General features: G+C 65.4%; 19 protein-coding genes. 3 read left to right on the plus strand and 16 right to left on the minus strand.

What is annotated here, in order from left to right:
* The first annotated feature begins 19 nt into the window (after positions 1-19).
* Positions 20-847 (plus strand): S1/P1 nuclease, encoded by an 828-nt coding sequence (locus tag ACXYN8_RS04600; protein WP_458888134.1) that lies wholly within the window; start codon positions 20-22, stop codon positions 845-847.
* Here the strand turns inward: ACXYN8_RS04600 and nusB are convergent.
* From nusB to hisG, 3 genes are read right to left on the minus strand one after another with little or no spacing between them, the layout of a single operon-like run.
* Entirely contained in the window at positions 844-1,296 is a 453-nt protein-coding gene (gene nusB / locus ACXYN8_RS04605) for a transcription antitermination factor NusB (protein WP_458888135.1), read from the minus strand. The genes ACXYN8_RS04600 and nusB overlap by 4 nt on opposite strands.
* Complete coding sequence (gene hisD / locus ACXYN8_RS04610) at positions 1,293-2,585, minus strand: histidinol dehydrogenase (protein WP_458888136.1); 1,293 nt, start codon at positions 2,583-2,585, stop codon at positions 1,293-1,295. Before hisD ends, nusB begins: the two co-directional genes overlap by 4 nt.
* The gene (hisG, locus tag ACXYN8_RS04615; RefSeq protein ID WP_458888137.1) at positions 2,585-3,241 is read right to left on the minus strand and encodes an ATP phosphoribosyltransferase; all 657 of its coding nucleotides are present in this window, start codon (positions 3,239-3,241) and stop codon (positions 2,585-2,587) included. Before hisG ends, hisD begins: the two co-directional genes overlap by 1 nt.
* A 35-nt stretch (positions 3,242-3,276) precedes the next feature.
* Between hisG and ACXYN8_RS04620 the strand changes: the two genes are divergently transcribed.
* On the plus strand, positions 3,277-4,347 hold the full coding sequence (locus ACXYN8_RS04620; RefSeq protein ID WP_458888138.1) for a DUF2332 domain-containing protein: 1,071 nt from the start codon (positions 3,277-3,279) through the stop codon (positions 4,345-4,347).
* Here the strand turns inward: ACXYN8_RS04620 and ACXYN8_RS04625 are convergent.
* The 4 genes from ACXYN8_RS04625 to ACXYN8_RS04640 are packed head-to-tail and all read right to left on the minus strand — an operon-like array spanning position 4,344 to position 7,223.
* On the minus strand, positions 4,344-5,240 hold the full coding sequence (locus ACXYN8_RS04625) for an alpha/beta fold hydrolase (RefSeq protein ID WP_458888139.1): 897 nt from the start codon (positions 5,238-5,240) through the stop codon (positions 4,344-4,346). The genes ACXYN8_RS04620 and ACXYN8_RS04625 overlap by 4 nt on opposite strands.
* A 5-nt stretch (positions 5,241-5,245) precedes the next feature.
* Positions 5,246-6,070 (minus strand): SDR family NAD(P)-dependent oxidoreductase, encoded by an 825-nt coding sequence (locus tag ACXYN8_RS04630; RefSeq protein WP_458888140.1) that lies wholly within the window; start codon positions 6,068-6,070, stop codon positions 5,246-5,248.
* Positions 6,067-6,948 (minus strand): pirin family protein, encoded by an 882-nt coding sequence (locus tag ACXYN8_RS04635; RefSeq protein WP_458888141.1) that lies wholly within the window; start codon positions 6,946-6,948, stop codon positions 6,067-6,069. Before ACXYN8_RS04635 ends, ACXYN8_RS04630 begins: the two co-directional genes overlap by 4 nt.
* Complete coding sequence (locus ACXYN8_RS04640) at positions 6,945-7,223, minus strand: BolA family protein (protein WP_458888142.1); 279 nt, start codon at positions 7,221-7,223, stop codon at positions 6,945-6,947. The genes ACXYN8_RS04635 and ACXYN8_RS04640 overlap by 4 nt, the downstream gene beginning before the upstream one ends.
* 52 nt (positions 7,224-7,275) lie before the next feature.
* Here ACXYN8_RS04640 and ACXYN8_RS04645 point away from each other — a divergent pair, with 52 nt between their 5' ends.
* Positions 7,276-7,884, plus strand: a complete 609-nt coding sequence (locus ACXYN8_RS04645) for a DnaJ domain-containing protein (RefSeq protein WP_458888143.1) — start codon at positions 7,276-7,278, stop codon at positions 7,882-7,884.
* A gap of 9 nt (positions 7,885-7,893) precedes the next feature.
* Here the strand turns inward: ACXYN8_RS04645 and ACXYN8_RS04650 are convergent, their stop codons facing one another.
* The 9 genes from ACXYN8_RS04650 to ACXYN8_RS04690 form a co-directional block, all read right to left on the minus strand.
* Entirely contained in the window at positions 7,894-8,340 is a 447-nt protein-coding gene (locus ACXYN8_RS04650; protein WP_458888144.1) for an SRPBCC domain-containing protein, read from the minus strand.
* Positions 8,337-8,822 (minus strand): VOC family protein, encoded by a 486-nt coding sequence (locus ACXYN8_RS04655; protein WP_458888145.1) that lies wholly within the window; start codon positions 8,820-8,822, stop codon positions 8,337-8,339. The genes ACXYN8_RS04650 and ACXYN8_RS04655 overlap by 4 nt, the downstream gene beginning before the upstream one ends.
* Positions 8,815-9,447 carry a glutathione S-transferase family protein gene (locus ACXYN8_RS04660; RefSeq protein WP_458888146.1) on the minus strand — a complete coding sequence of 211 codons (633 nt, stop codon included), beginning with the start codon at positions 9,445-9,447 and terminating at the stop codon, positions 8,815-8,817. Before ACXYN8_RS04660 ends, ACXYN8_RS04655 begins: the two co-directional genes overlap by 8 nt.
* Positions 9,448-9,450: 3 nt before the next feature.
* Positions 9,451-10,260, minus strand: coding sequence for a VOC family protein (locus tag ACXYN8_RS04665; protein WP_458888147.1), 810 nt, complete (start codon positions 10,258-10,260; stop codon positions 9,451-9,453).
* Positions 10,261-10,263: 3 nt separating this feature from the next.
* A complete protein-coding gene (locus ACXYN8_RS04670; RefSeq protein WP_458888148.1) occupies positions 10,264-10,617 on the minus strand; it encodes a DUF1428 domain-containing protein in 354 nt (117 codons plus the stop codon).
* A gap of 14 nt (positions 10,618-10,631) precedes the next feature.
* Positions 10,632-11,306, minus strand: coding sequence for a glutathione S-transferase family protein (locus ACXYN8_RS04675; RefSeq protein ID WP_458888149.1), 675 nt, complete (start codon positions 11,304-11,306; stop codon positions 10,632-10,634).
* Positions 11,306-11,740 (minus strand): VOC family protein, encoded by a 435-nt coding sequence (locus tag ACXYN8_RS04680; protein ID WP_458888150.1) that lies wholly within the window; start codon positions 11,738-11,740, stop codon positions 11,306-11,308. The genes ACXYN8_RS04675 and ACXYN8_RS04680 overlap by 1 nt, the downstream gene beginning before the upstream one ends.
* Positions 11,741-11,745: 5 nt before the next feature.
* Positions 11,746-12,384, minus strand: coding sequence for a TetR/AcrR family transcriptional regulator (locus tag ACXYN8_RS04685; RefSeq protein WP_458888151.1), 639 nt, complete (start codon positions 12,382-12,384; stop codon positions 11,746-11,748).
* A gap of 77 nt (positions 12,385-12,461) precedes the next feature.
* Positions 12,462-13,322 carry an oxygenase MpaB family protein gene (locus tag ACXYN8_RS04690; RefSeq protein ID WP_458888152.1) on the minus strand — a complete coding sequence of 287 codons (861 nt, stop codon included), beginning with the start codon at positions 13,320-13,322 and terminating at the stop codon, positions 12,462-12,464.
* Positions 13,323-13,396: the final 74 nt, after the last annotated feature.

Genomic DNA, 13,396 nt, shown 5'->3' on the forward strand with positions numbered 1-13,396 from the left:
CAGCATGGTGCCTGCAAACATGATCCGTCCCGCCGCCTGTTTCGCCCTATTTGCCGCTCTGTCTGCGGCGCCTGCCGGGGCGTGGGGCCCGATCGGCCACCGTGTCACCGCGCAGATAGCGCAGGACAATGTCAGCGGCCATACCCGCGCCGAAATCGCGCTCATCCTCGGCCACGAAGGGCTGGCGGAGGCGAGCACATGGCCCGACGAGCAACGATCCAACCCCGCACCGTTCTGGCAGGAGACCGCAAGCCCCTGGCATTACGTCACACTGCCGAACGGACAGGCCGTGGACCAGCTCGACCATCCCGAAGTCGGCGATGCCGCCACCGCGCTTGAGCAGTTCACCGCCACACTGCGCGATCCGGACGCCGACGTGAGCGACAGGCAACGCGCGCTGCGCTTCATCGTCCATCTCGTGTCCGACCTGCATATGCCGCTGCACGTCGGCAACGGCTCCGACCGCGGCGGCAACGACGTCAAGGTGACATGGTTCGACACGCCGCAGAACCTGCATTGGGTGTGGGACGAGGGCATGATCCAGCGCCAGCAGCTCAGCTACAGCGAATACACCGAACGGCTGGAAGCGCGCACGACGCCCGACCAGATCATTGCATGGTGGGACGCGCGGCCCGGCGTGTGGATGACGGAAAGCGCGGCGCTGCGCGACCGGATCTATCCCGAAACCGGCGCCGAACAGGGCATGGGAACGCAGGAATCGCCGGTCCGGCTGAGCTGGCAGTACAATTACGACTGGACCCCGGCGATGGAGCAGCGGCTGCAAATGGCCGGTATCCGCACCGCCGCCTATCTCGACTGGGTCTTCGCCAGCCAGCCGGAAAGCTAGGTTCGCACATCCTTCGCCACGGCGTCGAGCACGCCGTTGACGAACTTCGCTTCCTTCGCATCGAAGAAGGCGTGGGCGACGTCGAGATATTCGCTGATGATGCTCGCCACCGGCACATCGGCACGGGCGAGCAGCTCGTAGGTGCCGGCGCGCAGGATCTGAAGCATGGTCTTGTCGAGCCGTGCGATCGACCAGCCTTCGGCCAGTCGCGCGGTCAGTGCCGCGTCGATCTCGTCACGCCGGGCGAGCGTGCCGGTTACGACATCGTCGAAGAAATCGACCTCGGCGTCTTCGTATTGCGCGTCCTCGATCTCGCGCCCCAGCCGGTGCTGATGGAATTCGTCGAGCAGGCGGGTGGTCACGGTGCCCTCCATCGCTTGCTGGTAAAGCGCCTGCACGGCGGCAAGGCGCGCGGCCGAGCGCGCGCGGGAGCGTTTGGAAACAGTCATTTGAGCCTCAAGGCAACCGAGCGTGCATGAGCGGGCAGCCCTTCCGCATTGGCGAGCGCAACGGCGGCAGGGCCGATCCGCGCGATGGCGCCTTCGTCGAGCGCGATGAAACTGGTGCGCTTCATGAAATCTAGGACCGACAGCCCGCTGGCGAAACGCGCGCGGCGGCCAGTCGGCAGGACGTGGTTCGGCCCGGCGACGTAATCACCGATGGCTTCGGGCACATGACGGCCGAGGAACACACTGCCTGCATGGCGGATGTCCGCAAAGATCGCGTCCGGATCGTCGGTGGCGATCTCCACGTGCTCGGCGGCGAGCGCGTCGGCAAGGGCGGGGGCTTCGCCTGCGAGATCGTCGACCACGATGACGACGCCGTGATCGTCCCAGCTCGCCCGCGCAGTGCTGCCCGTGGGCAGTTGCGTGATCTGCACGCCGACCCGGTCGATCACCCGCGCGGCGAACTCTTCGTCATCGGTGATCAGGATGGACTGCGCTGCGGGGTCGTGCTCCGCCTGGCTCAGCAGGTCGGCGGCGATCCAGTCCGGGTCGTTCTGGCCGTCAGCGATGACGAGGATTTCGGACGGTCCGGCGACCATGTCGATGCCCACCACGCCGAACAATTGCCGCTTGGCCTCGGCCACCCAGGCGTTGCCGGGTCCGGTGATGACATCGACCTTGGCGATGCGATCCGTGCCATAGGCGAGCGCGGCGACGGCCTGCGCGCCGCCCACCCGCCAGATCTCGTCCACGTCAGCGATATGGGCGGCGGCAAGAACCAGCGGATTGGTTTCCCCGCCCGGTGTCGGCGTTGCCACGACCAGCCGTTCCACGCCCGCGACCTTGGCCGGGATGGCATTCATAAGAAGCGAGGAGGGATAGGCCGCGCGCCCGCCCGGGACATAGAGCCCGGCTGCGTCCACGGCGCGCCACTTGGCGCCAAGCCGCACGCCGACGTCATCGGTGCTGTCGCGGTCGGCAGGAAGCTGCGCTTCGTGATAGGCGCGGATACGGTCGGCGGCGAGGTGCAGCGCGTCGCGCAGTTCCGGCTCCAGCCCCGCATGCGCGGCTTCGCATTCGCTGGCCGTGATGCGCCAGTCCGCATCGGCGGAAAGCGCGTGGCGGTCGAACCGCTGGGTATAGTCCACGAGGGCCGCATCGCCCTTCGCGCGAACTTCCGCGATGATGGCGGCAACGTCGCGCGCGACGTCGGCATCGCCATCGCGCCGGTCGTCGACGATGCGGCGGAATGCGTCCGCAAAACCCGGAGCGGAGGCGTTCAAACGCTGCATCATGCCACCTTTGCCGCTGCGGCATTCGCGCGGAACGCCTCGACCAGTTGACCCACGCGGCTGTCGGTTTTCAGCGCCGCGCGATTGACGATCAGGCGCGCGGAAATCTGCATGATGACTTCGCGTTCGACCAGGCCGTTATCCTTCAGCGTCTGGCCGGTGGAGACCAGATCGACGATCCGCCCGGAGAGGCCAAGCACCGGCGCAATCTCCATTGCCCCGTTCAGCTTGATGCATTCGGCCTGGATGCCCTTGCGCTCGTAAAAGCGGCTGGTGAGGCCGGGATACTTGGTCGCGATCCTCAGGTGGCTGGCGGCAGCGGTGGCTTGTGCACCGGCAGGTTCGGCCACGGAGAGGCGGCAGTGACCGATGTCGAGATCGACCGGGGCGTAAAGCTCCGAATAGTCGAATTCCTCGATCACGTCCGAACCGACGATGCCGATCTGTGCCGCCCCGTGCGCGACGAAGGTGGCGACGTCGAAAGCGCGCACGCGGATCAGGCGCATATCGTCGCGCGTGGTGGCGAAGGTCAGGCTGCGGTTGCCCTTGTCGTGAAAGGCATCTTCCGGCACGACCCCCGCACGTGCCATCACCGGCAGAGCCTCGTCGAGGATACGTCCCTTGGGGATGGCGAAGGTGAGCGGGCGCTGCGGCATGGCGCGGCAGATAGTGACACGACATAAAAAGGGCAATGCATATGGCGGACGGCGCGGTGATGGATATCGTATCCGTGCACGAAGCGATCGAATGGCAGGCGCAGCACGCCGAGAAGGCGGGCGCGCCCGGTACCGCGCAGATCGTGCGAGCCCTGCTGGCGCTGGAAGGCGGCCACACCGCGACGGCGCGGCGCATCTTTAACTGGCAGGGACTGAGCCTGCGCGATGCCATGCCGCTGCGCATCGCGGGCGGCATTCACAATTTGCTGCTGACCGGGGAAGAGCCGCGGCTGGCGGATGTGTATGCCGGGCGCATGGCGGCTCAGGACGACGTGGATGCGCTGCTGTGCGAGATCGTGGAGGCGCACGATGCGCGGCTGATGCCCTGGCTCGACGGACCGCCACAGACGAACGAGGCCGGGCGCTCCGCCAGTTTCGCGGCGGCGCTGCTTTGGCTGGCGGACGGACGCACCACCGCGCAATTCGAATTCCTCGAGATCGGGGCGAGCGCCGGGATCAACACGATGATGGGCCGTTATCGCTACGATCTCGGCGGGACGACGACGGGTCCAGCGTCCAGCCGGATGCAGATCACGCCGGAATGGCGCGGTGCGCCGCCACCCGCGAGCGAGATCGGTTTCACCGATGCGCGCGGGTCCGACATTGCGCCCGTCGACCTGACCGACGTCGCCGAGGCGCTGCGCCTCAAGAGCTTCGTCTGGCCGGAGGTGACCGGCCGCATGGCGCGGATCGACGCGGCGATCGAACTCGCCACCATGATGCCTCCAGAAATCGAGCGAATGGACGCAGCAGAATGGGTGGAACGGGAACTGTCGCGCGAGCAGGACGACGGCGTTACCCGCGTCCTCGCCCATTCCATCATGTGGCAATACCTGCCCGACGCATCGCAGGCACGGATCGAGGCGGCGATGCAGCAGGCCGGCAAGCTGGCGACGGCGGACAGGCCCTTCGCCCATGTCTCGCTGGAAACCAATCGCGAGACATTCGCCCACGAACTGCACGTGCGATACTGGCCTGGCGGTGACGAACCGGCGCACCTCGCCAATGCGCATCCGCACGGCGCATGGGTCGAGTGGTTGGGTTAGGCGGTCTTCGCCAGAAATTCGTCCATCGCGGCATTGACCGCGTCTGGCGCCTCCCACGGCACGAAATGGCCGCAGTCCGGCACCTGCACCAGCGTGAGGTCGGGAATGACGTCTGCCATGCCCTCGATATTTTCGGCGGGCAGCGCCAGATCGTCCATCGCCCAGATGACCAGCGTCGGGATGGCGAGCGGCGGCAGTTGCGGGCCGGAATAGCCCTCCGGCAATTCGTAGGGTGCGTCCATCGGCGGCACGGTAACCGGGCTGGCGCGATACCAGTTGAGCATCCCGAACGCTGCATCCCGGTCCTGCCAGTCCTGCAACAGCGCCTCGCGCTCTTCCGGTTCCATCTGGCTGGGGCGGTCCCATTTGACCTCCTTCATCAGGATGCCGACGAGGCCGTGTTCGCGCACCAGCGCATCGTTGCCGGTGTCGCGAAACCCGCTCATGTATTGGCTCGCGCCCCGCTGGACCTCGTTGGTCCACAGCAGCTTCTGGAAAATCGCCGGGTGCGGCGCGTTGGCGATAACAGCGCGCGTCACGCGGCCGTTGGCCATACCCATGTACGCCGTTCCCCAGGCAATCGCGCCGCCCCAGTCGTGCCCAACGATGGTGAAATTCCCGACGCCCAAAGCATCGGCAAGGGCGAAGACATCCCCGATCAGCTTGTCGGGCGTGTAGGCGGCGACCTCCTGCGGCTTGGAGGAGCCGCGATAGCCGCGCTGGTCCGGTGCAATGCAGCGGAAGCGGTCCGACAAATGCGCGATCTGGTGGCGCCAGGTGCGGTGGCTTTCGGGAAACCCGTGAAGGAAGATCAGCACCGGCGCATCGCATGGGCCGGTGTCCACCACGTCGAGTTCGATGCCATTGGCCAGGGTGACGCGCTGCTGTTCCATGCCTGCTACTCCGCTTCCATCTTCTCGACATATCCGCGCGCGACCATCGCCGCGACCTGGTCGAACAGCGCATCGGGTGTGCGCCGCGCTTCGGCCATCTCGCGTTCCGCACCGCGCGCCACGATGATCTCGCGCGTGCCTGCGGCGATGGCATCGATCATCTTGCGCGCGGCTTCGTGTGCGGGAATACCCTCTTCGATCGCCCGGTCGCTCTTGCCGCGCCGCGCCCCATCGGCGGTCAGCGCATTGCGGCTGACGTTCGTGGCGACCGAGCCGGGGTAGACGACGTGAATCTGAACGCCGCTCTGCGACAGTTCACCGCGCAACGCGTCGGCATAGCCGGCAAGGCCGAACTTGGCCGCACAATAGGCGGTTCGCAGCGGCACGCCGACCTTGCCCGCGACGCTGGAGATAAACACCAGATGCCCGCTGCCACGTTCGACCATATGCGCCAGAAGAGCCTGCGCATGGGCGATCTGCGCGGTCAGATCGATGTCGATGATGTCGCGATAAACCTGCATGTCGGAAGCGAGCGCGGTGGCGCGCTGCGACACGCCCGCATTGGCGACCAGACCGTCGATGTCGGACCATGCCAAGGCTTTGCGGACCGCATGGGCCAGCGCGGCATCGTCGCGCACGTCGAAGGGCAGGATCAGCGTGTCTGTCGGGCATTCGGCAGCGACTTCTGCCAGCCGCGCCTCGTCCCGGCCCGATAGCACCAGCTTCGCGCCGCGCGCCGACCATTCGCGCGCCAGAGCCGCACCGATGCCGCTGCTGGCACCTGTGATCCAGATCGTCTTGTCCGTGAAGGCCATGCCGTCGCCGGTCATGGGTAGCTGACCGTGTTGGGCTTCTCGGGAATAGGAATCCATTCCTCCTCGTCGCCGGGAACCTTGGGGAAGCGACCCGCCTGCCAGTCGTCGCGCGCTTGGCGAATGCGGTCGCGGTCGGAACTGACGAAATTCCACCACGCATGGCGCTTGGTGGTGAAGGCCTCTCCGCCCAGCAGCATCACGCGCCCGCCCTTATCGCTGGATAGCGTCATGGCAGCGCCCGGTGCCAGCACCGTGAGTTCGTAAAGCGTCAGTGCCTGCCCGTCGATGGCAGCTTCGCCGCCGACCAGCATGACGGCGCGCTCGTCCGCCTCCGCCTCGACCGGCAGTTTGCCGCCCGCGTCGAGCATGACTTCGGCGTAGATCGTGTCGGCATAGGTGGTGACCGGCGCCCGCTCGCCCCACAGGTTGCCCATGATGATGCGTGCACTGGCGCCATCGCCTTCCACCAGAGGCAGGTTGCTGACGGCTTCGAACGCGGGATCGAGTTCCTCGCGCCCGTCGGGCAGGGCGAGCCAGGTTTGCATTCCGTAAAGCTTCGGCCCGGTCTCACGGTCTTCCTGCGGGCTGCGCTCCGAATGCACGATGCCGCGCCCGGCGGTCATCAGGTTCACCTGACCCGGGCGGATGGTGGCGAAGCTGCCGATGCTGTCGCGATGGTCGATCGCCCCTTCGAACAACCAGGTGACCGTCGCGAGATTGATGTGCGGATGCGGGCGCACGTCCATGCCCGAACCGATGTCGAGCTGTGCCGGACCGAACTGGTCGACGAAGATGAACGGACCCACCATGGTCCTTGCGCGCGAGGGCAGGGCACGGCGAACCTGGAACTGGCCGAGATCGTGAGTGACGGGGGTGATGGTCTGTTCGATCATGTGGTTTCCTCCGGCGCGCTGGCCTTTATCGCGATGGCGTGAACGCGCTCGCCCGGAATGTCGCCCAGCGCGCGGTTGACCATGCGCTGGCGTTCCAGCCGCGATTTGCCCGTGAACTCGGGGCTTTCGATCAGGATCGTGAAATGCGATTCCCCGCTGCCGTCATCGCCCGAATGGCCGCGATGTTTGGCGCTGTCGTTGATCACGTCGAGCGCGGTGGGAGCGAAGGCCTGTGTCAGCAGCCGCTCCATCTCCAATTGCATCTGTCCTGCCATGACAGGCTATTTGGGGGTTCCCTTCGCGCCTGTCCATGCCCATCCTATGCCGATGCGAACCAGCAGATTCCATGGCCGCCACGAAGGCGCGGAGCGAACTTGCGACGCCCCCGGCTGTCGCGAGCCCGGCGAATTCCGCGCGCCCGGACCGCGCGCCTCCAGCTTCGATGGACCGGGCGACTGGCGCTGGTTCTGCCTCGACCACGTGCGCGAATTCAATTCGGGGTATGACTGGTTCGAGGGGATGAGCGCGGAAGAAATGCTCGCCGCGCACCATCCCGCCGCCGGGTGGCAGCGCGATACGCGGGCATTCAATGCGTCCAGGGCCTTCGACGGGATGCCGCGCTGGGCGGATTACGACGATCCGCTCGACGCGATAAACGCCCGAGCGGCCGGGATCAGGGACCGCGCCCGTCATCAGGCAGAACGCGCCATGGCGGCTGCAGAGAATGCAGGGGGCTTCGACCGCGAAGAAATCGCGGCGCTGCAAACCATGGGGCTCGGGCGCGATACGGACCGCCGCCGCCTGCGCCGACGGTATACCGAGCTGGTCCGCCGCTACCATCCTGACCAGAACGGTGGCGATCGCGCGTATGAAGAACGCCTAGGCCGCGTGGTAGAGGCGTATCAACTGCTCAGGAAATCGGCTGCAATCGGCTAGCAGCTTCGCCTACGCCGCTTCGCTTTCGCAAATTCCCTTCAACTGTGCGGCGGCGGCCGACCAGCCCTGTTCGAAGCCCATGTCCTCGTGAGTCTGGCGCGCTTGCTCGGTCCAGTGTCGCGCACGCGCGGTGAAGCGCGTCCCCGTGCCTTCGGGGGCGACCTCCCAGATACCGATCATGAAAGGCTCGTTCGGCTGGAGTTCCGGCGTGACCGCCTCGGTCGTGGCGAACATCCGGCCTTCTTCCCAGGCCAGATAAATCCCTTCCTGCGGCATTTCCTCGCCGTCGGGTCCGCGAAAGATGCTGCGATAGGCGCCGCCTGCGCGCTTTTCCTGCACGATGGTCTCGCTCCGCCACGGGGCCGGGCAGAACCATTCGTCCTGACGGTTGGCCATGACGTCCCACACCTTGTCCGGCGAGGCAGCAATATATTCGGTCACCGATAGCTCGTTCACGAACGTCCTCCTGCGCGCGCGGCGTCGATGGCGGCGACATCGATCCTCGTCATGCTCATCATTGCCTCGAATGCGCGTTTGGCTTCCTCGCCGCCCGCCTGGTTCGCTTCGAGCAAGGTGCGCGGGGTGATCTGCCAGCTGAAACCCCATTTGTCCTTGCACCAGCCGCAGGCGCTTTCCTGCCCGCCATTGCCGACAATCGCGTCCCAGTAGCGGTCGGTCTCCGCCTGATCCTCGGTCACGACCATGAAGCTGATGCTTTCGTTGGGCTTGAACAGGTCGCCGCCGTTGAGGCCGGAAAACCTGCGGCCCATGATGGTGAAGTCCACTGTCAGCGCATCGCCTGCCTTGCCGCCGGGAAAATCGCTCGGCGCGCGGAACAGCTGGCCTACGCTGCTGTCGGGAAAGGTCGCGGCGTAGAACTGCGCCGCTTCTTCCGCATCGCCGTCGAACCACAAGACCGTGATAAGCTCGTCAGCCACGCTGGCTCTCCTCGATCAGCTGCATGTCGATGGCCTTCGCCGCCTTGTAGGCATCTCGCGCGCGGACGCGTTCAGCATAGGCATCGAAGCCGGGGCGGCTGGGGATGGAACCGAAGGCCAGGCCCCAGTCGACCTGGCTGCCGACATAGACATCGGCCATGGTGAAGCGGTCGCCGCAGACGAACTCGCGGTTGCCAAGCAGCGTTTCGAACGTGTCGATGGCGCGGTCAAAATCTCCGAAGCCGAGCATTCCCTGCTTTTGCGGATCGTCCACGCTCCAGCCCATGGCGCGGCTGGTCACCGCCTGTTCGACCGGTCCGGCGGCGAAGAAGAGCAGGCGGAAATAGTCTGCCTTTTCGTGCTGCTGCGGCAGCAGGCCGGAATCAGGGTGCGCCTCTGCAAGGTAGTGGCAGATCGCCGCGCATTCGGTGACGACGTGGTCGTGATCGGCGTGATGGTGGATGATGGTCGGAACCTTGCCCATCGGATTGGCGGCGACGAAATCGGCCGGCTTTGCCTGCCAGTCGACCAGCTGCGTTTCGTAGTCGGCCCCGACTTCGTGCAGCGCCCAGCGCACGATCTGCCCGCGGCTCATCGGATTGGTGTAGAAGGTGAATTCGGCCATAGTCTATCCCTTTCGTGGTCCGACAAGTCCGAAGGCAGCGCCCTGCGGGTCGGTGCAGTAGGTCGTGAATTCGCCGCCGGGGACTTCCTGCGGTTCGCCCGCGACTGTGCCACCGCCGGTTTGTACCGCGGTGACAGCGCGGTCGATATCGTCGACCCCGATGAAATAGCTCCACCTCGGACCGTCGCCGTCCGGCCCGGCACGGCCGATCGCGCCGATCCCGGTGTCGCCATGTTGCAGGAACAGATACTTGCCCATCGGCCCCATATCCGTCGCGCCTTCCTGCACCCAGCCGAACAGCTCAGCATAGAAGGCGACCGCGGCATCCTGGTCCGGCACCCACAGTTCGTTCCATCGGATGTGCTGCGGCTGGTCGACCGAGAAGACGTCGCTTCGGGCGTCGGGTTGGTCGGGAGGAGGGGTGGGGTCCATCAGGTAGAGCGGCGCACCCTGCGGGTCGGATACGAAAGCCATGCGGCCAACGCCTTCCAAATCATGCGGCTCCATGAAGATCTGCCCTCCTGCGTCGACGAAGGCGCTGGCCGTCGCATCGACATCGGACACATGGACATATCCGTACCATCCAGGCTTCGCGCCGCCGGAAAGCATATCGTCAGTCAGTTGCAGGACGCCGCCGGCAAAGCCGCCGTCGCTGCGCTGGATCATGCGGTAATTTATGTCGGTGGCACCGACTGGCCCTTCGGCGATCGACCAGCCGACCACTTGGTCGTAAAACGCCTTGGCGCCATCGGCGTCGGCGGTCATCAGTTCGTACCAGATGAAGGTGCCGCGATCGGCATCGGCCTGCGCCATCGCTCAGACCTCCTTGACCACCAGCGGCTCGAACCCGCCGTAGACCATGCGCTTCCCGTCGAACGGCATTTCGCCAAAATCTGCCATGCGCGGGTCTTCCATCATCTTCGTCTCGGCGGCCTGCGCCGTATCCTTGTCCTTCCAGGTGACCCAGGAAAACACGATCTTCTCACCGTCCTCTGCTTTGGTCGCGCGGCGGAAGTCGGTTGTATGTCCGTCCTTCACGTCGTCTTCCCAGCACTCGATCTGGGAAAGCGCGCCGAACTCCTTTGCGATGTCCCAGAACTTTTCTGCGACATCCTTGTAAGCCTGCTTGTTTTCTGCCGGCACGGCGAGAATGAATCCGTTCACGTACATGGGAGGTTCTCCTTTCAGGCCTTGTTGTCGGGATGGCGGGCGAATGCGGCGAGCTGATCGGCCATCGCCTGCCGGAAAGCGGGGCGCGTGGTGCCTCGCTGGAGGTATGCTGCCACTGCCGGCTTCGCTGCGAGCATATCGGTGCCCCGAAGCGGGCGCAGCGTTGTTACCATCGCTATGTCGGCGACGGAAAAAGCCTCCCCCAGCCAATCGCGCGACGAAAGCCTTTCTTCGAGCGGCGCGAGCCGCTTGCCGATCCATTGTTCGAGGCCCGGCCGCCGCAGCTTCGCCCATTCCTCATTCTTCGCGAACTGGGAGACGTTGCTGTGTTCGAAAATTGACGGTTCGATCGTGTTGAAGGCAGAAAACAGCCACGAGACAGCTGTCGCTCGCCCTTGCGGATCGCGGGGCAGAAGATGTTCGCTTCTCTCCGCCAGGTGCAGCAGTGCTGCGCCGCTTTCGAACAGGGTCACGTTACCATCGTAGAGTACTGGCACCTGCGACCACGGCTGCGCGGCTTTCAGCCAGTCGGGTTTCGCGGTCACATCGGCCAGCTTCTCGCGATACGGAATGCCCGCTTCCTCGCACGCCCAGCGCGGGCGCAGATCGCGAACGAAGCCCTGCGCGAATTCCGGCACCCAGCGATAGGCGCCTATGGTGACGTCCGCGCCGTCGCGCAGCATCGACATCAGGCGTTATCCTGCGCGAAGGCTTCCGGACCTTGCTCGATCGCGGCCGGGTCCATCCACATCGTCTCCCAGACGTGACCATCGGGATCCTCCAGCGCGCCGCCGTACATGAAGCCCTGATCCTCGACCGGGCGCGGCTCTTTGCCGCCGTTTTCGCGCGCAGCCTCGTGAAACGCATCGACGTCCGCCTTGCTGTCGAACGACAGGCAGTTGAGAACGCCGCTGGTCGCATGAGTGTCCGCAATCGTCTTGGCGGTGAAACTCGCGTAGAATTCATGGTTCAGCAGCATGACGTGGATCGCCTCCGACCAGACCATGCCCGACGCCTGCTCCGACGAGAATTTCTCGTTCTTCTCGAACCCTAGTGCTTCGTAGAACTCGGTCGATCGGGCCAGGTCGCTGACGGGCAGGTTCACGAAGATCATTCTGGGCATGGTGTTCAGTCCTTCCGAAACAGGAGCTCGAGATAGCGCTTGAGATGGCGCAAGCTGTCGCCTGCGATGGTGACAGCAGCGTCGTCGTCATCCTGCGTCTTGGCGAGGATGAAAGCGCCCTGGATTACTGTCTGCATATGGAGCGAGAGGCTCCTGGGATCGGCATCGACAGCATAAAGCGCGATGGCTTCCGCGAAATCTTCGGTAAAGAGGTCGGCATTGCCGAGGATGCTTTCGCGGCAGGCCGCGCGGATCGGCGCGCTGGACCGGAAGTTTTCCTGAACCATCGTGCCCGCAACACAGCTGAACGTCTCCGCCGGTCCGCCGATCAGCGCGATGCGCAGGTCGAGATAGGCGAGGATGCGGTCGACCGGATCCTTCTCCAGCCGGAACGGCGCATCGTCAAAAAACCCCGTGGTCGACCGGCTCCAGTACCGCGCCAGTTCGACGCCGAGCGCGTCCTTGGAAGGAAAATGATGGAAGAAGGCGCCCTTCGTCACGCCCGCTTCCGCGCAAAGTTCGCCCACTGACGTGGCTGCGAAGCCCTTTTGCCGCACGAGCTTTACCCCGGCTTCCAGCAGGTGATCGCGCGCCTTCTGCGGGGCGGGGCGGAAAGGACGATTCGGTATCACGGTTTCGGCCATACCAACCGGTCGGTATGGCGGCAAGGCGGTATAGGACAACCCGCCCGATCCGGCCGCTCAACCGTGGTTTAACTCGCTCAGTTCTGTCGGAATGCCCAGCGAAGGGTTCGCCCCGCGCCCCGCATGGCTGCGCGTGCCGGGAGCGCGGAAAGGCTGGGCGGCTTGAGCCCAAGTTCGACCCGCGCAAACGCTGGTAGCAGTCCTGTCGCGGCGACCCCGACGAGGCGCTGTACGCCGGGCGGAACGCCCTCGGGGCGGGTTTCCAGCACGAAACGGGCGACTTCGCGCGCGGCGGGCGAACCGCTGAGGTCGGCGCGCATATCGGCGAGCAACGCTTCGGCCTCGGCGCGCGATACCGGCACCGGATCGGCATGGAGCAGCCGCGCGATGACGGCGAACTGGCGGAAGTATTCGTCCTGCTCGGTCAGCGGCGTATCGGGCCGCACGTAGGCCATGTACCCGGCGAGGAAGCTGAGCGCCTCGGCCACGTGGACGAAGGCCAGCGTTCGTGGATCGCTAGCAGAATAGGGCGTGCCGTCGGGCAATGTACCGGAGACGCGGGCATGGATCGCATTCACCCGCGCGATGGCCTTCAACGCATCGTCGCGGTGGCCGAAGGTGGTCGTGGCGATGAACCTTGCGGTGCGGCGCAGGCGGCCATGCGCGTCGGTGCGGTAGTTCGAATGGTCGAGCACGCCTTGCAGCGCGTGCGGGTGCAGCACCTGCAACAACAACCCCCGAAAACCGCCGACCATCATGCCCACCAGATCGGCATGAACCATGCGGATCGGCGTATCGGGCGCGAACAGCGCGTCGTCCGACGGTGGGACCGGTGCTTCGCCGTGAGAGGTATCGTTGAAAACGCCGCGCACCTGCGTCACCAGACGCTGGCGGACACGTTCCGACAGGAAACCGGACAGGGAAGGGCGCTCGCTCACGCCGCTCAATATAGGGTTCCGTGCGCGCAAGGGAATGTTCGGCAAGACCCGTCTTGCCCGCGCCCCGTCAGCCG

The sequence above is a fragment of the Altererythrobacter sp. CAU 1778 genome, assembly GCF_054482795.1.

Bases quoted from the DNA above. Each gene is read 5' to 3' on its own strand.
- ACXYN8_RS04600 (WP_458888134.1), top strand. From the start codon at position 20: ATGATCCGTCCCGCCGCCTGTTTCGCCCTATTTGCCGCTCTGTCTGCG.
- nusB (WP_458888135.1), bottom strand. From the start codon at position 1,296: ATGACTGTTTCCAAACGCTCCCGCGCGCGCTCGGCCGCGCGCCTTGCC.
- hisD (WP_458888136.1), bottom strand. From the start codon at position 2,585: ATGCAGCGTTTGAACGCCTCCGCTCCGGGTTTTGCGGACGCATTCCGC.
- hisG (WP_458888137.1), bottom strand. From the start codon at position 3,241: ATGCCGCAGCGCCCGCTCACCTTCGCCATCCCCAAGGGACGTATCCTC.
- ACXYN8_RS04620 (WP_458888138.1), top strand. From the start codon at position 3,277: ATGCATATGGCGGACGGCGCGGTGATGGATATCGTATCCGTGCACGAA.
- ACXYN8_RS04625 (WP_458888139.1), bottom strand. From the start codon at position 5,240: ATGGAACAGCAGCGCGTCACCCTGGCCAATGGCATCGAACTCGACGTG.
- ACXYN8_RS04630 (WP_458888140.1), bottom strand. From the start codon at position 6,070: ATGACCGGCGACGGCATGGCCTTCACGGACAAGACGATCTGGATCACA.
- ACXYN8_RS04635 (WP_458888141.1), bottom strand. From the start codon at position 6,948: ATGATCGAACAGACCATCACCCCCGTCACTCACGATCTCGGCCAGTTC.
- ACXYN8_RS04640 (WP_458888142.1), bottom strand. From the start codon at position 7,223: ATGGCAGGACAGATGCAATTGGAGATGGAGCGGCTGCTGACACAGGCC.
- ACXYN8_RS04645 (WP_458888143.1), top strand. From the start codon at position 7,276: ATGCGAACCAGCAGATTCCATGGCCGCCACGAAGGCGCGGAGCGAACT.
- ACXYN8_RS04660 (WP_458888146.1), bottom strand. From the start codon at position 9,447: ATGGCCGAATTCACCTTCTACACCAATCCGATGAGCCGCGGGCAGATC.
- ACXYN8_RS04665 (WP_458888147.1), bottom strand. From the start codon at position 10,260: ATGGCGCAGGCCGATGCCGATCGCGGCACCTTCATCTGGTACGAACTG.
- ACXYN8_RS04670 (WP_458888148.1), bottom strand. From the start codon at position 10,617: ATGTACGTGAACGGATTCATTCTCGCCGTGCCGGCAGAAAACAAGCAG.
- ACXYN8_RS04675 (WP_458888149.1), bottom strand. From the start codon at position 11,306: ATGTCGATGCTGCGCGACGGCGCGGACGTCACCATAGGCGCCTATCGC.
- ACXYN8_RS04680 (WP_458888150.1), bottom strand. From the start codon at position 11,740: ATGCCCAGAATGATCTTCGTGAACCTGCCCGTCAGCGACCTGGCCCGA.
- ACXYN8_RS04685 (WP_458888151.1), bottom strand. From the start codon at position 12,384: ATGGCCGAAACCGTGATACCGAATCGTCCTTTCCGCCCCGCCCCGCAG.